A 20686-nucleotide genomic window follows, 5' to 3' on the forward strand; every position below is an offset into this window, starting at 1 on the left:
CTTCTCCACTATAAATATCTTAAAAGATCGCAATCATTCGGCTCTTCGGCCTAAAAGCGCATCAATGTGCTCCAGCCACGACTTCCCGCTTTTCCAATCGTGAGGATAATAGTAACCACAGCCAATATCAGAGAATAAAAAATGCTGTAACTCTTGCTCCGTCATGTTGGCATGTAAAAGGGCTTTTAACCCAAGGTGTGCGGCTTTAAAAGTCTCTGTTGAGGATTCAGCTATAAAACTGAAGATCACATCGTCCGCACTGTCATACTCGTCAACCCAGTCCTGATTGAAGTAGCCTGCGAGAAGTTGCTGTAGCTGTGAATAATCGTTATTCATGGATTCGGATATCCGGTCTGAATTCTATAGCCATCGGGCATGCTTTTATCTCTGTATAAGATCAAGTACACCTCCCGTCCGGGAACGGTTGTTTTTGCACCTCGCTTCAAACTGGTACCAACGGGCTGCGGGGACTTTTGAATAATAACGATCTTTTTGTCTTTTCCTTTTACAAAGGAATCTATTTGGGTTTCGTTGTCTGCTATCACTGTTGATATAGCTGACTCGGCTGTCGCACGATCATGGAAGGTAGACGCCGTGGGCACATGAGGCTCATGTTTAAGACGTGTTGCCAGTTGTTGATCAGTTCTACCAATGTGCTTTTGCATCAAATGTCCCCCGGCAGCTTCGTGAGCAGCTAAACCGCCACCAGGAACAATTTCGCTGTAAGGCCCATCAGTGACTATCTGACCTGGGCAGGCTGTAGCTTTACAGCTTAACCCCAACGGATCCACCCACCCCGTCGGGTTGGGCACGTACTGGTATCCGTTCAGCCCACCCGCCAGTTTCACCGGATCAGGCGTCAGATATCGACCAACGTCCGGATTGTAGTAGCGATGGCGGTTGTAGTGCAGTCCGCTTTCCGGGTCGAAGTATTGGCCCTGGAAGCGCAGCGGGTTGGTGACGGTATTGACGTCCAGCTTCGCGATTTGGCCGTAGGCGCGGTAGTGCGCGGACCAGACGATTTCGCCGTCGGGGGCGGTGAGTTCTTGTGGCGTGCCGAGGTGGTCGAGTTGGTAGTGGAAGGGTTCTGCTGCTTCCGGGCCGTAGCCTTTCAGCAGCGCTAACGGGCGGAAGCTGTTGGGTTCGTAGAGGTAGCTTTGGTGGTGATCGGCGCTGTGCTCGGCGACCAACATGTCGCCTTGCCAGAAAAATTCGGTGGTTTGGCCGTCGAGAGTTTTGGCGATGCGTCGTCCAAACGGGTCGTAGCGGTAACTGGCCTGAGTACCATTGGGTTGGATGACGGCGATCAGGCGATGCTGGCAGTCATATCGATATTCGGTAACTAACTGCTGGTCGCGGCCCCGGCGTTCCCGTAGGAGGTTGCCGAAGGCGTCGTAGTCGTAATGACGGTCGCCTTGCATCAGCAGGCGATTGCCTTTGATCACGCTCGGGCCAACGCGATCCTGCATTAGCAGGTTGCCAGCTGGGTCGTGGGCGAAGCGTTCCTGCAGGTCGTGCGAGTGGTTGGCGCGGGTCAGGCGGTCGAGTGGGTCGTAGTGGTAGTCGTGCTGGCCTTTGCGGGTGTCGAGGATGCGGGTGAGGTTGCCGCGTTTGTCATAGTCGTATTGGCGGCGCTGATGGCGCTGTTCCTGTTGGGTAATGGCATGGGCATGCAGGCGGCCCTGGTCGTCGTAGTGGTAGTGGCTGAGAAGCTGGCCCTGCTGGCGCTGGTGTTCGCGGCCGGATTTGAACAGGTGTGAGGTGAGTGGGTTGCCATTCAGCTCGATGGTGGCAAGGTCGCCACCTTTGTCGTGATGGAAGGCCAGGCGGTTGTTGTCGGGCAGGCGCAGGTAGTTGAGTTGGCCGCATTCGTCGTAGCGGTAGCGCAAGGTTCCCCAGCCTTGGTGTTCGGCGGTGAGGCGGTTTTGCACGTCGTATTCGTAGTGCAGCGGCCAATGACCATCATCGACGCTGAGGAGATTGCCGAGGCGGTCGTAGGTGTAATCGACGATGCTGCGGTCGGGCAGGGTTTTTCGTACAAGGCGACCGGCGCTGTCTCGCTGATAACCCGTAACCAGCTGACTGCCATCGTCGCCGTATTCGGTCTTTTCCAGCAGATGCCCGGCGAGGTCATAAACATAGGCGGTGCGGCGCCCATCAAACCCGGTTTCCTGCTGGATCAGGCCGTTGGTGTGATAGTCGAGCCGATAGGTTTCCCCGACCTCGTTTTCAATCTCGGTCAGTAGCAACCGGACATTGTCGTAGCGGTATTTGAGCTGTGTGCCGTCGGGGTTGATGCGACGGCTGATCAGGTGCAGGCCGTCGGCATATTCGTAGCGAGTAACCCGCCCCAGTTCGTCGCGCTCAGCGGTGATTTTTCCGTACGGGTTGTAGCTGAATTCGCGAGTGGCGCCGCCCGGCTGAATCACTTTCAGCAAACGCCCTACGGCGTCCCACTGATACTGGGTCAGCGCACCGTGCTCATCCTCGCAAGCCACCTGCCGTCCCAGGTCGTCATAGCGAAAACGCCGCACGCCGCCATTGGCCAGCTTCTCTTCGGTGAGCTGGCCACGCTCGTTCCAGATAAATCGCTGACTGCTGTTGTCCGGGTGCCAGACGCCGGAGAGTTTTCCGTGTTGGGTGTAGGTGTATTCGGTGTAATTGCCGTCCGGATCAGTCTTGCGGGTGATATCGCCTTGATCGTTACGCTGGTATTTCCAGACCGCCTCACCACGGCGCACAACCCGTACGAAACCGTTGTCATGCTCGTAGGACGTGGGCGCGTCATCCCCGGGAAACAGCGCAATCAACCGACCCGCTTCGTCGTACTGATACGCCGTCACCGCGCCGAGCGGATCCTGCTCGACTGTCAGCCGGCCTTTGTCATCGTAGGATTTGAAGTGCTCGGCACCGTCCGGATCAATCCGTTGCACCAGCCGTGCGCGCTGGTCGTGGACGTAGACTTCCTGGCTGCCATCGGCGTTGTGGACGGTGACAGTGCCGTTGTCATCCCACACATACCGCGTGTCCATTTGGGAAAAGCTGGCCCAGTGGCGGATACACCTTGCAGATTTACCGGACCGTTCCCACTCCCAGAAGAAACTCGCCCCACCGGCCAGTTGTCGTTCCAGAATCACCTGCTGATCGTCGTACCGATAACGCTCGCTTTCGCCTACCGCATTGGTTGCCTCAATCAACCGCCACGCTTCGTCGTACCGGTAGGAAACAACGTTCTGTTCGGTAACCCAGTCCAGTTCCCGCTGCACCTGATAGTCGACGGCAACGATATGTCGGCGGTCATACCGCAGCAGCAATCCCTGGCCGACGTGGTTATCGATCCGCTGAATCCGCCCGGAATAGTCGCGGGAAATGCGCAGCCGGTTGTCGTACGCGTCGCTGATCGACGTCAGCACACCGCCGCGGAAGTGATAGAAAAGGGACGCCTGAGCCAGTACCCACTCATCAGGCAAAGCGCCCAGATAAATCGCGGCTTCCGCCAGGCTATTGGTGATGGCTGGCCGCGTAGCAGAGGGCAGGGGAAACGTAGTGCTGCGGTTTTCGTGATCGGTCCAGACCACTGTTTCACCGCTAACCACCAACCGCTGAGCCAGCGCATGACTCCAGCCAAGCCCCAACCCGCAATCCACTTCCACCGCACTGCTGCGATACAACCGCGTCCAGGCAAAGGGCAGCACGCCCTCCAACGAGCCGTCGGTAAGCGTCAGCAGTTCCTCGCCGGTAACCATCGACACCGGGCAGCCATTGGTTGCGGTCTTGTCTGCGGGAGCGGCCGCATCGCCGCCAGGGTTCTTGGCAGAGGCGGGCACATCATCCACAAGCTCCTGCTTCACCAGCGCTGTGCGCGCCGTCTTCGGCTCCCGCACCATCGGTGCCGGATTCGAAACCTGATCTGGACCCACCTTCAACGGCACCGCCGCCGCCTTGACCGGCACAGCATGACGCTGAAGCGCTACCGGCTTAAGCACCTCGGCATGCCCATCCATCCGGGCCGTGCCGCCCAGCGTGGCCATCTGTTCCAGCCATTCCCGTGCCCGCTCGGACTTGACCTTGCCCAGCACCTGCGCCCCCAGCCGCACGGCCACACCCATACCGCCGGTGGCCCACAGCAACAACAGGTTGAGCAGCACCTCGGTGGTGATTTCCCCCAGCAACTCAAACAGGTAATGCGGCGGCAGCATGCGCATCCAACTGACCATTGCGGACAGGTAGATAAACAGCAGCGGTTCATCGCTCAGAATCAGCAGTCCTTTGGCAATCGCCTCATGACTGAGCTTCAGCAGCGCTCCAAGCTCGGCCTGGGAGAGGTACTGCAGCAGCTTTTCGCTGTTGGGCTTGATGTCTGCCAACCATTGGTACAGTTGCGCAATACCGTCCCAGAGACCGTAAAGCACGTTGCCAAACCCTTGCGCATAGGCCATTTGCAGCGAGGTGTACCGATCGACATAACCGGCCTTGGCATAGCTCTCCCATATCGGCTTGAACGTGCTCGTCCACTCGCCGCGCAGGCGACCTTCCAGCGAGCTGATCTCGGACTGATAGGAGGTATACAGCGCCTGGATGTGGTCCCTGGACACGTCGGGATAAAAGCTGACCCGGTACTGCCGGTCGACGGTGCACTCGGTGACTTCGAGAATGCCGCTGGGGCCGATGGTTTTATGGAGGGGGGCGCCGAGCGGGCCACCGTCTTGCGCGATTTCCTGGAGCATGACCGGCGTATTGCCGATGGGCACGAACCGTGTGCTCTGGAACATGTGCACCAGGGTCAACGGTGAGTTGGCCCTGCAGGTCGCGACGGTGCTGCTGGGGTAAAGAGAACGGGTGATGGGCGCGACCAGCGACACCTCATCGCCGACCTTGAACACCTGCTCGACATCCAGTGCCGAAAAACTCCAGAAGCTCTCGGCCCACGCGTCGTAGGTGTTCAGGCAGTGTGTGAAGTCGTTGAGAACCGCATTGACGTCGCGCGTCTTCGGGTCCATCGCCGCCACGACTAAAAAGCCAATGGCGGGAATCAAGAGGCAGCCCCACTGGGCAGTGCAGTAATCGAAAAAGACATCGGCGTTCCCTCGCGCTGTGTGATCAGGCGAGGGACTTTGCAGCGGTTCTCAAGGCGGGGGAGTAGAGGTTATCTGGCCGTTCAGTAGGACGTTTCGTTAAACCTCCGGCAAGGTCGAACCGCCATCCACCACCAAGGTCTGCCCGGTGATATAGCCCGCCAGGTCCGACGCCAGAAACAGCATCGCCCCGGCGATATCTGCCGGCGCACCCAGCCGTCCCAGCGGCACCCGGCTGGCGATCTGTGCGTTCACCTGGTCATCCCCCAGATTGCCCATGGCCGGCGTGGCGATCATGCCGGGCTCCACGCCATTGACCCGCACATTCAGCCCGGCCAGTTCCAGCGCGGCATTGCGGATGAACCCGTTGACCCCGGCCTTCGACGCCGCATAGTGACTCAACCCCGCAAATGCGACCCTCGGCCCGGTGACTGAAGACGTGACCAGCACGCAGCCCCGGCCCTGGCGACGAAACATCGGCAGCGCCGCCTGGGTCAGCCAGAACAGCGCCGATAAATTCACCGCCAGGGTGCGCTCGAGTATCGCGGGGGTGATGTCGGCAAAGGGCGTCAGCGGAAAATACCCGGCGTTATGCACCAGAATGTCCAGCCGGCCCCACCCTTGCTCCAACCCCTCAATCAGTTTGAATACCGCTTCGGCCTCCGCCAGATCTACGGCCACCGCTTCCACCTGACAGCCGCGCCCGCACAGCTCCACTGCCAGCGCTTCGGCCAGTTGCAGGTCGGCGATCATCACTCGCGCACCTCGCAGGGCAAACGCCTCGACGATGGCCCGCCCAATGCCCTGGGCGCCGCCGGTTACCAGTACGCTGCGACCGCTGAAATCCAGGTCTTCATCCATGACTCGCCTCCATATGCGCATACGCCAGCGTCGGTACATCGACGATGCTTGAACCGCCATCCGCCACGAGCGTTGCCCCGGTAATGATCGACGCCTCGCTGGAGGCCAGGAAGCGGCACACCCTGGCGATTTCCTCGGCGCTGGCCGGGCGGCGCAAGGGTACGTCGGCGCACACCCGGTCATAGGCGTGTTGTAGCGTCTCGCCATGAAAGTCCATCAACGGCTGCATCTCCTCATCCGCCATCGGCGTGCGCACCCAGCCCGGGCACACAGCGTTCACCCGCACGCCACGCGGGCCGTAATCCCGGGCCAGTGAGCGATTGAGCCCGAGCAAGGCATGCTTGGCCGTGGTGTAGCCGCACACTTCAGGCCCGGCGGCCAGGGAGGCAATCGAACCCATCAGCACAATATTCCCGGCACTTTCCAGCAGCAGCGGCAAACACGCCCGGGCACTGTAGAAGGCACTGTCGAGGTTGCTGCGCAGCGCCGCTTCCCAGGTCTGCTGGCTGGTGTCGGTGGCGCTGCCAACGCCATGCCCGCCCGCGCAGGCCAGCAGCACATCGATCCGCCCATAGCGCTGGCGAATCTGCGTGACGAAACCCTCCCACGTCTGCGGGCAGGCCGCATCCCCCACCAGCACGAGGCCGCCGGTGTCCCGGGCAAGCTGTTCCAGCGGTTCGCGACGACGGCCGATCAGTACCAATTGCGCACCGTCGGCGGCGTATAGCCGGGCGCAGGCGGCACCGATGCCCGTGCCGGCACCGGTAATCACAAGGGTGCGCGGTTCAGTCATCAGGATGCTCCGTGCGGTTGAGCACCTGGCAGTAGGAGCTGATGGGAAAGTTCGACAATTCATCGAAAGAGGCGTCGGCATAACCAAAGATCTTGCCGTCGCTGCGGTGCTGCTGCAGGTCGATCAGCACCAGGCCGAGGGTGGGGATGATTTTTTCGCGCCACACGAACAGGTACAGTTGGTCGGCGATCTTGTAGTAGTCGCAGCGGTCGGTGTCGCACAGGCCTTGCTCCACACCCTTGAGGCATTGCCAGGCGTAGAACTGGTGGTTGAGGTAGATGTGCTCGTAGACCTCGCTCGGGCTGTAGCGGTACTGGTTGCGCAGGCCGGTGAGTTCGGTGGTGGGGGCGTGTGGGCATTGGCCGGCTTGCCAGGGGCGGTCGAGGCTACCGTGGAGGAATTCCACTTCCACCGAGGTCAGCGGCTTGCCGGCGAGGGCGCGGCTGTAGAGGCCTTCGCGGGTTTGTTCCTGGGTGGGCATGCGCCCGAGCACGGCGGTGAACGAGGCGCTGGCGGTGTCGAGCACCAGGCTGACCGACCAGGCTTGCGCACCTTCGCGCTTGATGAAATCCACCAGGTACAGGCCGGGACGCACCGAGGTCGCGCGGTAGCTTGCGCTGCCGCTGGAGTGGCCGTCAGCCGCGACCCAGGCCAGGCTGTCGCGTTCGAAACGGTGTTCGATCTGCCAGCCATTGGCAAAGTGCAGCGTGAAGGTTTTGCCGCTCAGGTCGGCCAGGTTCGGCAGGATGAAGGCCTCGGGGGCGAAGCCGTCGGCCAGGGCGCCCACGGTGATCCAGTCAGTAGGGGTGGTCATTGCGATGCTCCGGTTGGGTGGGTGAACACCACGAATCATCGCGCCCGGGAGCAGGCCCGACCATCAACCGGATGGTTGAGGCCGGCTACAGGAACAGGCTGCCCACCAGCTCCGTACGGCTGCTGACGCCGGTCTTGCGAAACAGGTTGATCAGGTGGGTCTTGACGGTCGGCAGGCCGACTTCAAGCTCCCGGGCCAGCTGTTTGTTGCTGGCGCCCTGGCGGAGTAAAAGAGCGATCTGGCGCTCCTTGGGTGTCAGCCCGGCCAGTGCATCCTCAGCGGGCTGCATGTTGGCGACGGCCAGTTGCAGCAAGGTTTGCAGGGCATTCAGTTGGGTCAACTGCTCGCCGGTGAACGCGCCCTGGTCGGCGGTGCGCAGCAGCGAGATCGCCGCCTGGGGCTGGCCGCCGCGCTGGGCGAAAATTTCCACCACGTCGACCACGCCGTATCGCCTCAAAAAATCCCCATACCGCCGGGTATCCCGCGCCGGCTGGCGGGCCATGGCAAGGCCCAGTGGCACTACTGCGAGTCCACTGGACAAGCAGTTGCGCGGTTGAAGGGGATCGAAGTGGCGGTAGTTGTCGAGGTAGTCGCGGTGCATCTCGCCGCTCATGCCGTGCAGCTGGAAATCCCGCGCTTGCAGGTGGCGGTCGACACAATAGAACGCGGCCTGGCTGACCGGAATCAATCGGGTAAAAGCCTGCAGGCACTGGCCGGCGACTTCGTGGGCGGGGAGGGTGTGCATGGGGGCACCTGCGCCATAGGGCTGCCGGCGGGGGCCGGCAGCCGGGGCTGTCACACCACGGCGAAGTAGTGTTTGACGAAACTTTCGCTGACCACTTCCCACAGCACGGGCGTGCCCTTGGTCACGAACCAGCTGTCACCGGCCTTGTAGCGGGTGCTCTGGCCGGTGGACTCGTCGGTGAGTACCACCTCGCCAGTGACCACGGTGGCCTGTTCGGCAAACGGGTAGACCATGCGGAACTTGCCTTGGGTGGTGCCGAAATACGCGCTGCTGACCGGGTCGGTCGGGGCGCCGAAGGTCATTTTGCCGAAGGCCCGGACTTCGCCTTCGAGGATGGTCGAACCGAGGTCGGCGACGGTGCCCCAGGCGTCGAGTTCCGACAGCTGGATGTCTTTCTTGAGGGTAACGAGGGTCATGGCAGTTGCTCCTGATGAGAAAAAATAGGCGGCAATGTGGGCGCTGGCGTCCTGGATGAACGCGGCGCCCTCGGGTTTTTCGCGAGCAAGCTCGCTCCTACAGGTGTGTGTCAGCGGCGGCCGTTCCAGTAACCGGAAAGCTGGTGCCAGGACTTGCCGGCGGTGAGCAGCAGCGGGCGGATCGTGTCTTTGCCGATGATGGTCGGGCGATGGATCGAGCTGACCAGGTCATACCGCGCCGAGCCTTCGCTCATGCCCTCGGCCAGCACCTTGCAGATGATGTGGCTCGGGGTCACGCCGAAGCCTGAATAGCCCTGCACATAAAACGCGTTGCTGCGCCCGGGCAGGGTGCCGATCTGCGGGAACAGGTTCGGGCTGCAGGCCATCGGGCCGCCCCAGGCCAGGTCGATTTTCACGTCCTTGAGGTACGGGAAAATCTTCAGCATCAAGTTGCGGTTCCAGGCTTTCAAATCGCCGGGAATGTGCTCCACCAACGGCGTGGCGGCACCGAACAGCAGGCGGTTTTCGTTGGTGACACGGTAGTAGTCGATCACCGGGCGAATGTCGCTGTAGGCCCCGCGAATCGGGCTGATGCGGTTGATCAGCTCTTCAGGCAATGGCTCGGTCATCATCTGGAACGCATAGGTGTTGATGGTCGATCGGTGCAGTTCCGGTTCCAGCTTGTTGAGGAAACTGTCGCAGGCCCACAGCAGTTTGCTGGCCTTGACCGAACCGCGCCCGGTGCGCACGGTGATGCGTTCGCCGTAGCTGACTTCCAGCGCCGGGCTGTTCTCGAAAATCCGCACGCCGTAGCCGGCCAGGGCCTTGGCTTCGCCCAATAGCAGGTTCAACGAGTGCACATGCCCGCCGCCCATGTGCAGCAGGGCGCTGCTGTAGGCGTCGGAGCCGATGATCTGCTTCACGTCGGAGCCGCCGAGGAAGCGGATTTCATGTTGGGTGTTGATGGACTTGAAGTCTTTTTCCCAGGCGCGCAGGGTCTTTTCCTGGCGGGCGTTGAAGCCCATGTAGCCGTAGCCGTGGCAGAAATCGGCATCGATGTCGTACCTGGCGATGCGGTTCTTGATGATGTCGGCGCCCAGGTCGCTGATCTCGAAGATCTGGCGCAGGCCGTCTTCACCCACGTCCTTCTTGATCTTTTCCAGGTCGTGACCGATGCCGGCCATGATCTGCCCACCGTTGCGCCCGGTGCCGCCAAAACCCAGGTAACGCGCTTCCAGCACGACGATGTTGGTGATGCCTTTTTCGGCGAGTTCCAGGGCGGTGTTGATCCCGGAAAAGCCGCCCCCGATGATCACCACGTCGGCTTCCACGTCCTGTTCCAGGGTTGGGAAGCTGAGGTTGTATTTTTTGGTCGCCGTGTAATAGGTCGGCGTTTCGATATTGATCATTGCGCTGCCTGACAGTGAAGAGCTAATGAGTGTATTAAGGGCGCTGGCACGCTGGATGTCTTGATTCTGTGTGCCGCAGGTTTTGATCCTGCGCGCCAGAGCCCTCGCCGGCTTCACAAGTTATAGCGTGAGGCGGGGAGGAGAGTGTTAGAGTTTCGTTAAAACATTAACTAAATCTATCGTGACCCTGAGCCTATGTTGAAACCCAGACAATCCCTGACCTTGACCCTGTTGCAGGCCCGTGAAGCGGCCATGAGTTTTTTTCGGCCTTCGCTGAATGAACATGGGCTGACCGAGCAGCAATGGCGGGTTATCCGAATTCTCAGCCAGCATGACGAGCTGGAGATTTACCAATTGGCCGAACTGGCGTGCATTCTCAAGCCGAGCATGACCGGCGTGCTGGTGCGCATGGAGGCGGCGGGGATGGTGCACCGGCGCAAGGCCGAGCAGGATCAGCGGCGGGTGCTGGTGACGCTGGCGGAGAAGGGCAAGGCCAGTTTCGAGTCGATGAGCCAGTGCATGGAAGAGAATTACCAGCGCTTGCAGGGGCAGTTTGGGGAGGAGAAGTTGCAGGTGTTGCTGGGGTTGCTGGATGAGTTGAAGACCATCAAGCGTTGAATCACGGTAGATGAGTAACAGGTGATCAAAATGTGGGAGCTGGCTTGCCTGCGATGCAGGCGCCTCGATCCTTCGGGTACACCAAGGTGATGCTATCGCAGGCAAGCCAGCTCCCACAGTTGATCTCTGTTGTTTGACGGGGTTAGTACACGCCCCCGGTAATGGCCGGTGCTGCGGTGTCTTTGAACTTCGCAGCCAGCCCCTGCAACCCGCGCATCAACACCGTCGTATCCACACCCACCGCCACAAACGCCGCCCCCAGTTCGATATACCGCCGCGCCAGCTTCTCATCCGCACTCAAGATTCCTGCCGCCTTGCCGGCTTTTTGAATCCGGACGATGGCGTCTTCAATCGCCGCCTGCACCTCGGGATGCCCGGGATTGCCCCGATGCCCCATGGCCGCACTCAAATCCGCCGGCCCGATAAATACCCCGTCGACGCCTTCAACCGCCGCAATCGCGTCCAGATTCTCCAGGCCTTCACGGTTCTCGATCTGCACCAGCAGGCACATCTGCGCATCGGCCTCGTCCAGGTAACCGGGAATGCTGTTCCAGCGCGACGCCCGCGCCAGCGCACTGCCCACGCCGCGTATGCCCTGGGGCGGATAACGCATCGCCCGCACCAGCTGCCGGGCCTGTTCAGCCGTCTCCACCATCGGCACCAACAGCGTCTGCACACCAATATCCAGCACCTGCTTGATCAACGCGGTGTCGCCGATCACCGGGCGAATCACCGGCTGGCTGTCGTACGGCGCTACGGCCTGCAACTGGCCGAGCATGCCGCGCAGGTCATTCGGTGCGTGCTCGCCGTCGATCAGCAGCCAGTCGAACCCGGCATTCGCCGCCAGCTCGGCGCAGTAGGCGTCGGCCAGGCCGAGCCATAGGCCGATCTGGGTTTCGCCACGTTGCAGGCGCTGCTTGAAGCGGTTGATGGGCATGTCCATGAACAGTCCTCCAGGGTCAGACAAAGCGGCAGGAGATGGAGCCCAGCATGTCGTAGTCGACATGGAAGGTGTCACCCGGATTCGCCGCCACCGGGCGGGTAAAAGAGCCGCCGAGAATGATCTGGCCGGGTTGCAAGGTGACGTCGTAGGGCGCCAGTTTGTTCGCCAGCCAGGCCACGCCCTTGGCCGGGTGGTTGAGCACGGCGGCCGACACCCCGGACTCCTCGATCACCCCGTTGCGGTACAACACCGCCGGCACCTTGCGCAGGTCGATCTCGGTCGGGCGCACGGCGCGGCCACCCATCACCACGCCGGCGTTGGCGGCGTTGTCGGAAATGGTGTCGAACACCTTGCGGGTGGCGTTGGTGTGCGGGTCGATCTGCTGGATGCGGGCGTCGATGATTTCCAGCGCCGGGATCACCCATTCAGTGGCATCGAGCACGTCGAAAATCGTGCAGTTCGGGCCCTTGAGCGGCTTGCCGAGGATGAACGCCAGTTCCACTTCCACCCGTGGGACGATGAAGCGCTCGAACGGAATATCGGTGCCTTCATCGAAGAGCATGTCATCGAGCAGCGCGCCGTAATCCGGCTCGGTGATGTTCGACGACACCTGCATGGCCCGGGAGGTCAGGCCGATCTTGTGCCCGACCAGCTTGCGCCCGTCCTTGATTTTCTGTGCCACCCAGGCGCGCTGGATGGCATAGGCGTCGTCGATAGTGATGTTGGGGTGGTCCAGGGAAAACTGGCGCACCTGCTCACGGGAGCGCTCGGCCTGGTCGAGGCGGGCGGCGGCTTGCTGGATTTGGGCTTGATCAAGCATGACAAACTCTCTACTGGGGATTGACGATGGCCGCATGGGTGCGCAGCACCAGCAGGCCGCCGAGGGCGATAAGCAGCGCCAGCACGTACAGGGCCAGGCTCGCGCTTTGGGTGGTGTCGCGCATCCAGCCGATCAGGTACGGCGCGAGGAACGACGCGATGCTGCCGAACGAGCTGATCAGCGCGATGCCGGCCGCCTGGGTGCTGTTGGACAGGAACGCCGGCGGCAGTTGCCAGAACATCGGCAGTGCGGCGCTGGCGCCCATACCGGCCAGGATCAGGCCGCCGAGCACCAGGGTCGGGTTGGTGGGCGAAAGCCCGGCGACGGCGATACCGATGGCCGACATCAACAGCGGTACGCACAGGTGCCAGCGGCGCTCGCGGTTGCGGTCCGATGAGCGCCCGCAGCCGATCATGAAGAAGCATCCGGCCAGGTACGGCACGGCACTCAGCAGGCCCACCTGGCTGTCGCGGCCGATGCCGGCGCCGTGGATCAGGGTGGGCATCCAGAACGCCAGGGTGTTCACCGCCAGCATCACCGCGAAGTACACCGCCACCAGCAGCCACACCTGCGGGTCACGCAGGATGCCGCCAAAGGAGGTGATGGATTTGCGTTGTTCTTCAGTGCTCAGTTGCTCGCGCAGTTGTTGCTTTTGCGCGGGCGCCAGCCACTTCACGGTTTCGAAGCTGTCGGGCAGGTATTTCAGGACGACCAAGCCGAGCAGTACCACCGGCGCGCCTTCGATCAGGAACATCCACTGCCAGCCGCGCAGCCCGCCGAAATCATGGAAGTTCTCCAGGATTGCACCGGACAACGGGCCGCCGACCACACCGGCCATGGGCACCGCAATCGCAAACAGCGCGGTGACTTGCGCCCGGCGTCGGGCCGGGTACCAGCGGTTGAGAAACACCAGGATCCCCGGGAAGAACCCGGCCTCGGCCACCCCCAGCAAAAAGCGCAGCACGTAGAAACCGGTGGAGCTTTCGATCCACAGCATGCTGGTGGACAGCACGCCCCAGACCACCATCAGGCAGGCGATCCAGCGCCGTGGGCCGACCCGGTCCAGGGCCATGTTGCTCGGCACGCCGAACAGCGCGTAGGCGATGAAAAACAGGCCGGCCCCGAGGCCGTACACCGTGTCGCTGAAATGCAGGTCGGTACTCATCTGCATCTTGGCGAAGCCGATGTTGATCCGGTCCAGGTGGGCAAACAGGTAACAGATCAGCAGCAACGGCATCAGTCGCCAGGTGACGATGCTGTGGGTGCGCTGATGTTCGATCAGGGTGGTGCTGTCGGCGGTATTGGCTGTGCTCATGATGTTGTTCTTTTTGGTTTGAGTGCCATGGGCGGAAAGCGGGCTGTGCTCAGCCCGCCTGGTTCTTCAGGAATGCGTGCACGTTGTTCTGCTTGAAATTCAGCTCGGGGTGCAGCTCGATCATCTCGAACGACAGCGCCAGCAGCCGTTGGGACTGCAGCTCGGCGAAGTGCTCGGTGATGACCTTGAACAGCGCTTCGGCTACCGTCTTGCGGGTTTCCAGGTCCCGCCCGTGGCCGACCTTGAGGGTCATGTGGACGAAGGCGTAGTCATGCTTGCCGTCGGCCATGCGCCAGGTGTCCAGGCGCACCCCGCGACTGCGAATGCCTCCCAGGGGAAACACGCCGCTGGCCCCCAGCACGGCGTGAACCTGTTCGAACAGGGCCGGCAGGTTGGCTTGCTGCTCAATGTTGTCGGTGTATTCGGCGATGAAGTGCGGCATGTGCGTCTCCTCTCAGGGTGAGGTGCAGCGAGTTTCTTGTGGGAGCTGGCTTGCCTGCGATGGCATCAACTCGATGAGACAGTTACACCGAGGTGCGTGCATCGCAGGCAAGCCAGCTCCCACATTGATCCTCACCAAGGCTCATAATGGGAAAACGGCATTGATCTGCCCGGTGCCCGAGCTGCCGAATGGCGGGGTGATGATCTCGGCCGGCTGGTTGTAGTCCGGCCCGCCCAGCAGTCCCAGGAGCATCGCGGTGTCGTGCATCTTGCCTTCGCCAAAGCAGTGCTCGGCGTAGTCCGGCAGCATCGCGCAGAACTCCTTGAAGCGGCCTTGCTTCCACATTTCAACCACGTGCAGGTCCATCTGCTTGTCGAATTCACGGGTCCAGTTGTGGATGTTGGCTTCGGCTTCGCGGTCGTCCGAAAAGCGGTGGGAGAGGGAGCCCGAAGCCAGCACCAGGACTTTGCGGTCGCTCTTCTCGATGGCCCGGCGCACGGCGGCGCCAAACGCGAAGCTGTCTTCCAGGCGGTGCCAGGCGCACCACGCGGCAATCGAAATCACGTCGAACTTCTGCGCGTCCGGTACGCCCATGTGCATGTAGCGCATCGGTACCAGGGTGCCGTATTCCAGTTCCAGGCTCGGGATGTTGTGGGCCATGGTGCGCACACCGGCCAGGTTGGCCTCGGCGGCGATCAACTCGCCCAGCTCGGGGCAGCCCGGGTATTCGTACTCCATGTTCTTGATGAAGTGCGGCAGCTCGTTGCTGGTGTAGGTGCCCTTGAAGTGCTCGCCGCAGTTGACGTGATACCCGCTGTTGACCAGCCAATGCACGTCGAACACCACGGCGGTGTCGGCCCCCAGTTCACGGGCGCGCCGCCCGATTTCCTTGTGCCCGGCGATGGCTGCTTCACGGCAACCGTGGTGCTTGCCGGGCAGTTCCGACAGGTACATCGAGGGAACGTGGCAGATCTTTGCTGCCAGGACGACTTCGCCCATGATGATTCTCCTGAATAATTGTTTTTGTCTTGGAAGCGTGTTGTCAAAGATCAAATGTGGGAGCTGTCGAGCCCCGGCGAGGCTGCGATGGGATCACCGCGCTGTCTCCGGCAGACCGCAGCGCTTGCATCGCAGCCTCGCCAAAGCTCGACAGCTCCCACAGGGATCACTCAAACACCCCAGCGCGGAATGTGATGACTGCCCATGGAAATGCACACGTTCTTGATCTCGGCGAACACTTCGAAGCTGTACTGGCCGCCTTCACGGCCGGTGCCGGAACCTTTTACCCCACCGAACGGCTGGCGCAAGTCCCGCACGTTCTGGCTGTTGATGAACACCATGCCGGCTTCGATGCCGTAGGCCAGACGATGCGCCTTGCCGATGTCCTGGGTCCAGATGTACGACGCCAGGCCGTACTCGGTGTCGTTGGCCAGTTGCAGCGCCTCGGCTTCGTCCTTGAACGGGATCAGGCACACCACCGGGCCGAAGATCTCTTCCTGGGCGATGCGCATCTGGTTGTTCACATCGGCAAACACCGTCGGCTGGATAAACTGCCCGCGGCTCAAGTGCGCCGGCAGGTTGGCCGGGCGCTCCAGGCCGCCGGCCAGCAGGGTGGCGCCTTCTTCGAGGCCAATTTTGATGTAGCCGGTGACCTTGTCATAGTGGGCCTGGGTGATCATCGAGCCGACCTGGGTTTTCGGGTCTTGCGGGTCGCCAACGATCAGGCGCTTGGCCCGGGCCGCAAACTCGGCGACGAACTGCGGGTAGACGCTCTCCTGAATGAAGATCCGGCTGCCGGCGGTGCAGCGTTCGCCGTTCAGCGAGAAGATGGTGAACAATGCCGCGTCGAGGGCGCGCTCCAGGTCGGCATCTTCAAAGATCAGCACCGGCGACTTGCCGCCCAGTTCCATGGAGTACTTTTTCAGCCCGGCGGTCTGCATGATTTTCTTGCCGGTGGCGGTGCCACCGGTGAAGGAAATCGCCCGCACGTCCGGGTGGCGCACCAGTGCATCACCGGCTGTGGCGCCGTAGCCCTGGATCACGTTCAGCACACCCTTGGGAATGCCCGCCTCGACCGCCAGGCGCCCCAGTTCATTGGCCGTCAGCGGCGACAGCTCGGACATTTTCAAAACGGCGGTATTGCCCAGCGCCAGGCACGGCGCGGTCTTCCAGGTGGCTGTCATGAACGGCACGTTCCACGGCGACACCAACGCGCACACACCCACCGGCTGGTACAGGGTGTAGTTGAGCATCTGGTCGTCCACCGGGTAGCTGTGGCCGTCCATGCGGGTGCAGACTTCGGCGAAGAAATCGAAGTTGTGGGACGCCCGGGGAATCAACACGTTTTTGGTCTGGTGGATTGGCAGACCGGTGTCGAGGGTTTCCAGTTCGGCCAGGTGCGGCACGTTCTGTTCGATCAGTTCACCGAGCTTGCGCATCAGGCGGGCACGTTCCTTGGCCGGTGTTCCCGCCCATTTCGGAAAGGCTTCCTTGGCCGCCGCTACCGCCTGCGCCACTTCCTCGGCACCGCCGCTGGCGACTTCACCGATGGCTTCGCCGGTGGCCGGGTTGTAGTTGATAAAGGTGTCTTTGCTTTCGACCTCACGGCCGTTGATCCAGTGTTTGATCATGTTGCTCATGCCTCTTGACCGGCGGCAAAAAAGTCCGCCTCGCTGACAATTCGATTGACCAGGCGACCAACGCCTTCCACTTCCACGACCACTTCATCCCCCGGCACCACATCGGCCAGGCCTTCGGGCGTGCCGGTGGCGATCATGTCGCCGGGTTGCAGGGTCATGAAGCTGGACAGGTATTCGATCAAATACGGGATGTCGAAAATCATGTCTTTCGTGCTGCCTTCCTGGCGCAGTTCACCGTTGATCCAGGTGCGCAGCTTCAGGTTGCTCGGGTCGGGCACGTCGGCGACATCCACGATCCACGGGCCTACCGGCGTGGTGGCGTCACGGTTTTTTACCCGCAGGTTGGGGCGGTAGTAGTTTTCCAGGTAGTCGCGGATCGCGTAGTCGTTGCACACCGTGTAGCCGGCCAGATACTCCAGGGCGTTCTCGCGTTTGACGTTGCGCGCCGGCTTGCCGATGACCGCCACCAGCTCGCACTCGTAGTGCATGTAGGCGACGTTGTCCGGGCGCCAGGTCACCTGGTTGTGGCCGGTGTAGGTGCCGGGGGACTTGATGAAGGCGAGCGGTTCGGTGGGCGGCTTGAAGGCCAGTTCGGCGGCGTGGTCGGCGTAGTTCAGGCCGAGGGCGAACATGCTGCCGGTGGCCGGTGGCAGCCACTCGACCTGGTCTTCGGCCAACAGGCGACCGTCGGCCAGGCGCACGGCGTTTTCAGCTTCGACCAGCACCTGGTGGGCTTCACCTTCAAAGCGAATACGGGCGTGTTTCATGACAGCTCCTCTGCCTTGATGTGGTTGACCAGGCGGCCCAGGCCGCTGATCTCGACTTCAACCGTGTCGCCGGGTTGCACATCCACCCGGCCTTCGGGCGTGCCGGTGATCAGCACATCGCCTTCGTGCAGGGTCATGAATTCGCTGATCTCGGCGATCAACTGCGGGATGCTGCGCACGAAATTGGCGGTGGAGTTTTGCTGGCGCAGCTCACCGTTGACGAACAGCTTCACGCTCAATTGGTGCGGGTTGGCGACCTGGTCACGGGCCATCAGCTCCGGGCCCACTGCGCAGAAACCGTCCCGGCATTTGGCCTTCACCGCCGGGCGGTAGTAGCTGTCTTCCGGCAGGCTGAACTCGTTGACGATGGTGTAGCCCGCCACATGTTCCAGGGCGTTTTCGACGCTGACCCGGCTGGCGCTCTTGCCAATCACCACCCCGAGGGCCGGGCCTGGTTGCAGCCGTTCACCCTGAGGGTGCAGCACCACGCCGTCGTGGTGGTTGCGGGTGTTGGGCGTCTTGATGAACAGCACCGGCTTGACCGGTGGTTTCTGGTAAGGCGCTTGTTCGAATTCGGCGAGACGTTGGTTCAGCAACCCCTGGTAGTTCAGCGCAACGCCGAACAGGGTGCCGTTCGCAACATCGTGCAGGGCACGGCTCATGCTTTTCTCCTGGCAGTGGCGGGGCAGATTGGGGTCTGCTTCGCGAGATATTCGTTAACCTGTTAACGTTATAATTAAGATGTTAACTATCGTCAAGCGTGGCAATATTTCAGGGCAGTCAAAACAACAAAGAGAATGCAGCGATGAGCGATCGTCAGCCGATCCCCAACATCAACATCGGGCAGGTCTACGACCAGCGTTACAGCGACGCCGAGGTGCACTACGACAGGCTCGGCAACCTGGCGGGATTTTTTGGTCGCAACATGCCGGTGCACCGCCACGACCGGTTTTTCCAGGTGCATTACGTCAAGACGGGTGCAGTGCGGGTCTATCTGGATGACCAGCAGTACCTCGAATCCGGGCCGATGTTTTTCCTCACACCGCCGACGGTGGCGCATTCCTTCGTCACCGAAGCCGATGCCGACGGCCATGTGCTGACGGTGCGCCAGCAACTGGTGTGGGCCTTGATCGACGCCGACCCCAGCCTGGCCCCCGGCGCGCAATTGCCGGCCGCCTGTGTGGCGCTGGCGCGACTGGCGCCGGAGTTTCATCCCGAGGTGCGCCGCCTGGAGTTCCTCTTCGACGAGCTGTGCAGCGAGATCAACGCCCAGGCCTGCGGGCGTAGTTCGGCGCTGGACAGCCTGACGCGCCTGATCATGATCAGCCTGCTGCGCCTCTGCGCCAATTCCCTGGAGGCCCGTCCGGCCCGCCATGAAGACCTGCGGATCTTCCATCGCTTCAACGAACTGATCGAAGACCACTACCTGCAACACTGGCCGCTGTCGCGCTACGCCGACGGTGTGGGCGTCACCGAGGCGCGCCTCAACGAGGTGTGCCGGCGGATTGCGGACCTGCCGTCGAAACGCCTGATCCTTGAACGGCTGATGCAGGAAGCCCGGCGCCTGCTGCTGTTTACCGGCAGTTCGGCGAATGAAATCTGCTACCAGCTGGGGTTCAAGGACCCGGCGTATTTCAGCCGGTTCTTCCAGCGCTACGCGCAGATGACGCCGGGGGAATACCGCCAGCGTCAGTCGGGGTTGCGTTGAGGCGCCCGGCGTTACCACAGGGCCACGGTGTAGCCGATGATCACCCGGCTTTCGTCGATGTCGCTGGTCAGGCCGTTGCTTGAGCGCAGGGTGGCGTTGCGCAGCCGTACGTTGACGTTCTTCAGCGGGCCGCTTTGCACGGTGTAGACCAGGTCGGTGTCACGCTCCCATTCCCGGCCGTTGCGCACCGTGGCGGTTTGCGCGTGGCTGCCGTCGACATAGCGGGTCATGAAGGTCAGGCCCGGCAGGCCGAGGGCGGCGAAGTTGTAGTCGTAGCGCGCCTGCCACGCATCGGTGTTGGCCTTGGTGAAGATATTGATGGTCACCAGGTTGACCGAATACGGGTCTTGGCCGGGGAAGGCGAAGTCGCCATCGCCGGAAAGGTTCTGGAAGCCCAGGCCGAATTTGTGCGCGCCCACCGACAGGCTGAACATGCCGTTGAAAAACCGGTTGTCGATCCGCCCGCCGTCCACCCGGGTAGGGCTGCGCAGCAGGGCGCTGCCTTGCTCGCGGGTGTCGAAGTAGCGCAGGTCGGTGCGCAGGTTCACGCCCTCGGCCAGCGGCAAGTCATGCACCAGGCCGATAAAGTTCTGGCGGTAGATGTCCTGCATCTGCGCGTAGTAATAGGTCGCCGCCAGGTGCGGGTTGATCGCGTAGGTGCCTCCGGCCAGGTCCAGGTGGCTGCTGTTGACGCCGCCGTAGCTCATGGACTCGTTGTTGGAGGAGTCCCGCAGGTTTTGTTTTTCCAGGCGGCCGACGTTCAACGTCAGGCCGTCGATGTCCTGGGAGGTCACCAGCTCGCCGTTGTAGGTCGACGGCAGCAGCCGGGTGTCGTTGTAGGCAGCCACCGGCAATATCGGTTGCAGGGTGCCGAGCTTGAGCACGGTTTTCGACAGGCGCAACTTGGCGGTCAGGCCGAGTTCGCTGTAGCTGTCGGCCGGCTCGCCGCTGGCGCCGGATGGCAGCAGCCCGGTGCCCCGGCGGTCGCGGCTGGAGTCGAGCTTCAGGCCCATTTCACCCAGGGCGTCCACGCCAAAACCGACCACGCCTTCGGTGTAGCCCGACTCCAGGCGCAGCACAAACCCCTGGGCCCACTCATCGGCCTTGTTCTGCGGCGCGTTGGTCTGGCGAAAGTCGCGGTTCATGTAGAAATTGCGCAGGTCCAGGCTGGCTTTGCTGTCCTGGATAAAGTCGGCGTGGGCGACCAGGGGGGTAAACGCGGCGCACAGGCCAGCGCTTGCCGCCGTGCGAAAGAGGCACGAATGCATGAGGGGCGTTCCTTTTGTTGTTTTTGTTGGTAGAGCCCGCCACCGGGGCAGGG

General features: G+C 61.9%; 19 protein-coding genes. 2 read left to right on the plus strand and 17 right to left on the minus strand.

Annotated elements, in window-relative coordinates:
* Positions 1–33: 33 nt before the first annotated feature.
* The 8 genes from HKK54_RS21165 to HKK54_RS21200 all read right to left on the minus strand — a co-directional run bounded on the left by HKK54_RS21165 (position 34) and on the right by HKK54_RS21200 (position 10113).
* Positions 34–336 (minus strand): contact-dependent growth inhibition system immunity protein, encoded by a 303-nt coding sequence (locus tag HKK54_RS21165; protein ID WP_169387696.1) that lies wholly within the window; start codon positions 334–336, stop codon positions 34–36.
* On the minus strand, positions 333–5000 hold the full coding sequence (locus HKK54_RS21170; protein ID WP_169389319.1) for an RNase A-like domain-containing protein: 4668 nt from the start codon (positions 4998–5000) through the stop codon (positions 333–335). Before HKK54_RS21170 ends, HKK54_RS21165 begins: the two co-directional genes overlap by 4 nt.
* Before the next feature lie 174 nt (positions 5001–5174).
* Positions 5175–5936 (minus strand): SDR family oxidoreductase, encoded by a 762-nt coding sequence (locus HKK54_RS21175; protein WP_169387697.1) that lies wholly within the window; start codon positions 5934–5936, stop codon positions 5175–5177.
* Positions 5929–6729 carry an SDR family NAD(P)-dependent oxidoreductase gene (locus HKK54_RS21180; RefSeq protein ID WP_169387698.1) on the minus strand — a complete coding sequence of 267 codons (801 nt, stop codon included), beginning with the start codon at positions 6727–6729 and terminating at the stop codon, positions 5929–5931. The genes HKK54_RS21175 and HKK54_RS21180 overlap by 8 nt, the downstream gene beginning before the upstream one ends.
* Complete coding sequence (locus HKK54_RS21185; RefSeq protein WP_169387699.1) at positions 6722–7543, minus strand: molybdenum cofactor biosynthesis F family protein; 822 nt, start codon at positions 7541–7543, stop codon at positions 6722–6724. Before HKK54_RS21185 ends, HKK54_RS21180 begins: the two co-directional genes overlap by 8 nt.
* Positions 7544–7628: 85 nt before the next feature.
* Positions 7629–8288 carry a helix-turn-helix transcriptional regulator gene (locus HKK54_RS21190; RefSeq protein ID WP_169387700.1) on the minus strand — a complete coding sequence of 220 codons (660 nt, stop codon included), beginning with the start codon at positions 8286–8288 and terminating at the stop codon, positions 7629–7631.
* A 50-nt stretch (positions 8289–8338) separates the two neighbouring features.
* Positions 8339–8704 carry a cupin domain-containing protein gene (locus HKK54_RS21195; RefSeq protein ID WP_003209872.1) on the minus strand — a complete coding sequence of 122 codons (366 nt, stop codon included), beginning with the start codon at positions 8702–8704 and terminating at the stop codon, positions 8339–8341.
* A gap of 110 nt (positions 8705–8814) precedes the next feature.
* Positions 8815–10113 carry an NAD(P)/FAD-dependent oxidoreductase gene (locus tag HKK54_RS21200; RefSeq protein WP_169387701.1) on the minus strand — a complete coding sequence of 433 codons (1299 nt, stop codon included), beginning with the start codon at positions 10111–10113 and terminating at the stop codon, positions 8815–8817.
* 195 nt (positions 10114–10308) lie between these two features.
* Between HKK54_RS21200 and hpaR the strand changes: the two genes are divergently transcribed.
* Positions 10309–10731, plus strand: a complete 423-nt coding sequence (hpaR, locus tag HKK54_RS21205) for a homoprotocatechuate degradation operon regulator HpaR (RefSeq protein WP_010175444.1) — start codon at positions 10309–10311, stop codon at positions 10729–10731.
* 142 nt (positions 10732–10873) lie between these two features.
* Here the strand turns inward: hpaR and hpaI are convergent, their stop codons facing one another.
* The 8 genes from hpaI to HKK54_RS21245 form a co-directional block, all read right to left on the minus strand.
* Positions 10874–11674, minus strand: coding sequence for a 4-hydroxy-2-oxoheptanedioate aldolase (gene hpaI / locus HKK54_RS21210; protein WP_169387702.1), 801 nt, complete (start codon positions 11672–11674; stop codon positions 10874–10876).
* Positions 11675–11690: 16 nt separating this feature from the next.
* Positions 11691–12494, minus strand: a complete 804-nt coding sequence (gene hpaH / locus HKK54_RS21215; RefSeq protein ID WP_169387703.1) for a 2-oxo-hept-4-ene-1,7-dioate hydratase — start codon at positions 12492–12494, stop codon at positions 11691–11693.
* Between the two features lie 10 nt (positions 12495–12504).
* Positions 12505–13809: an MFS transporter gene (locus HKK54_RS21220; RefSeq protein WP_169387704.1), complete on the minus strand. Its 1305-nt coding sequence runs from the start codon at positions 13807–13809 to the stop codon at positions 12505–12507.
* A gap of 49 nt (positions 13810–13858) precedes the next feature.
* Positions 13859–14251, minus strand: a complete 393-nt coding sequence (locus HKK54_RS21225) for a 5-carboxymethyl-2-hydroxymuconate Delta-isomerase (protein ID WP_010175440.1) — start codon at positions 14249–14251, stop codon at positions 13859–13861.
* A 141-nt stretch (positions 14252–14392) separates the two neighbouring features.
* Positions 14393–15250 (minus strand): 3,4-dihydroxyphenylacetate 2,3-dioxygenase, encoded by an 858-nt coding sequence (gene hpaD / locus HKK54_RS21230; protein ID WP_169387705.1) that lies wholly within the window; start codon positions 15248–15250, stop codon positions 14393–14395.
* Between the two features lie 170 nt (positions 15251–15420).
* Entirely contained in the window at positions 15421–16881 is a 1461-nt protein-coding gene (hpaE, locus tag HKK54_RS21235; protein WP_167663833.1) for a 5-carboxymethyl-2-hydroxymuconate semialdehyde dehydrogenase, read from the minus strand.
* A gap of 5 nt (positions 16882–16886) precedes the next feature.
* On the minus strand, positions 16887–17657 hold the full coding sequence (locus tag HKK54_RS21240) for a fumarylacetoacetate hydrolase family protein (RefSeq protein ID WP_010175437.1): 771 nt from the start codon (positions 17655–17657) through the stop codon (positions 16887–16889).
* On the minus strand, positions 17654–18319 hold the full coding sequence (locus HKK54_RS21245) for a fumarylacetoacetate hydrolase family protein (protein ID WP_169387706.1): 666 nt from the start codon (positions 18317–18319) through the stop codon (positions 17654–17656). The genes HKK54_RS21240 and HKK54_RS21245 overlap by 4 nt, the downstream gene beginning before the upstream one ends.
* Before the next feature lie 143 nt (positions 18320–18462).
* On the opposite strand from HKK54_RS21245, the gene hpaA reads away from it, so the two are divergent.
* Positions 18463–19365 carry a 4-hydroxyphenylacetate catabolism regulatory protein HpaA gene (hpaA, locus tag HKK54_RS21250; protein WP_169387707.1) on the plus strand — a complete coding sequence of 301 codons (903 nt, stop codon included), beginning with the start codon at positions 18463–18465 and terminating at the stop codon, positions 19363–19365.
* A gap of 11 nt (positions 19366–19376) precedes the next feature.
* Here the strand turns inward: hpaA and HKK54_RS21255 are convergent, their stop codons facing one another.
* Positions 19377–20633, minus strand: a complete 1257-nt coding sequence (locus HKK54_RS21255) for an OprD family porin (RefSeq protein ID WP_010175431.1) — start codon at positions 20631–20633, stop codon at positions 19377–19379.
* Positions 20634–20686 lie beyond the last annotated feature (53 nt).

Origin of the sequence: Pseudomonas sp. ADAK13 (assembly GCF_012935715.1) — a bacterium.
Lineage (GTDB): Bacteria > Pseudomonadota > Gammaproteobacteria > Pseudomonadales > Pseudomonadaceae > Aquipseudomonas.

What these genes read in the sequence shown, in the direction of transcription:
- HKK54_RS21165 (WP_169387696.1), bottom strand. Translation starts at nt 336, where the DNA reads ATGAATAACGATTATTCACAGCTACAGCAACTTCTCGCAGGCTACTTC.
- HKK54_RS21170 (WP_169389319.1), bottom strand. Translation starts at nt 5,000, where the DNA reads ATGGACCCGAAGACGCGCGACGTCAATGCGGTTCTCAACGACTTCACA.
- HKK54_RS21175 (WP_169387697.1), bottom strand. Translation starts at nt 5,936, where the DNA reads ATGGATGAAGACCTGGATTTCAGCGGTCGCAGCGTACTGGTAACCGGC.
- HKK54_RS21180 (WP_169387698.1), bottom strand. Translation starts at nt 6,729, where the DNA reads ATGACTGAACCGCGCACCCTTGTGATTACCGGTGCCGGCACGGGCATC.
- HKK54_RS21185 (WP_169387699.1), bottom strand. Translation starts at nt 7,543, where the DNA reads ATGACCACCCCTACTGACTGGATCACCGTGGGCGCCCTGGCCGACGGC.
- HKK54_RS21190 (WP_169387700.1), bottom strand. Translation starts at nt 8,288, where the DNA reads ATGCACACCCTCCCCGCCCACGAAGTCGCCGGCCAGTGCCTGCAGGCT.
- HKK54_RS21195 (WP_003209872.1), bottom strand. Translation starts at nt 8,704, where the DNA reads ATGACCCTCGTTACCCTCAAGAAAGACATCCAGCTGTCGGAACTCGAC.
- HKK54_RS21200 (WP_169387701.1), bottom strand. Translation starts at nt 10,113, where the DNA reads ATGATCAATATCGAAACGCCGACCTATTACACGGCGACCAAAAAATAC.
- hpaR (WP_010175444.1), top strand. Translation starts at nt 10,309, where the DNA reads ATGTTGAAACCCAGACAATCCCTGACCTTGACCCTGTTGCAGGCCCGT.
- hpaI (WP_169387702.1), bottom strand. Translation starts at nt 11,674, where the DNA reads ATGGACATGCCCATCAACCGCTTCAAGCAGCGCCTGCAACGTGGCGAA.
- hpaH (WP_169387703.1), bottom strand. Translation starts at nt 12,494, where the DNA reads ATGCTTGATCAAGCCCAAATCCAGCAAGCCGCCGCCCGCCTCGACCAG.
- HKK54_RS21220 (WP_169387704.1), bottom strand. Translation starts at nt 13,809, where the DNA reads ATGAGCACAGCCAATACCGCCGACAGCACCACCCTGATCGAACATCAG.
- HKK54_RS21225 (WP_010175440.1), bottom strand. Translation starts at nt 14,251, where the DNA reads ATGCCGCACTTCATCGCCGAATACACCGACAACATTGAGCAGCAAGCC.
- hpaD (WP_169387705.1), bottom strand. Translation starts at nt 15,250, where the DNA reads ATGGGCGAAGTCGTCCTGGCAGCAAAGATCTGCCACGTTCCCTCGATG.
- hpaE (WP_167663833.1), bottom strand. Translation starts at nt 16,881, where the DNA reads ATGATCAAACACTGGATCAACGGCCGTGAGGTCGAAAGCAAAGACACC.
- HKK54_RS21240 (WP_010175437.1), bottom strand. Translation starts at nt 17,657, where the DNA reads ATGAAACACGCCCGTATTCGCTTTGAAGGTGAAGCCCACCAGGTGCTG.
- HKK54_RS21245 (WP_169387706.1), bottom strand. Translation starts at nt 18,319, where the DNA reads ATGAGCCGTGCCCTGCACGATGTTGCGAACGGCACCCTGTTCGGCGTT.
- hpaA (WP_169387707.1), top strand. Translation starts at nt 18,463, where the DNA reads ATGAGCGATCGTCAGCCGATCCCCAACATCAACATCGGGCAGGTCTAC.
- HKK54_RS21255 (WP_010175431.1), bottom strand. Translation starts at nt 20,633, where the DNA reads ATGCATTCGTGCCTCTTTCGCACGGCGGCAAGCGCTGGCCTGTGCGCC.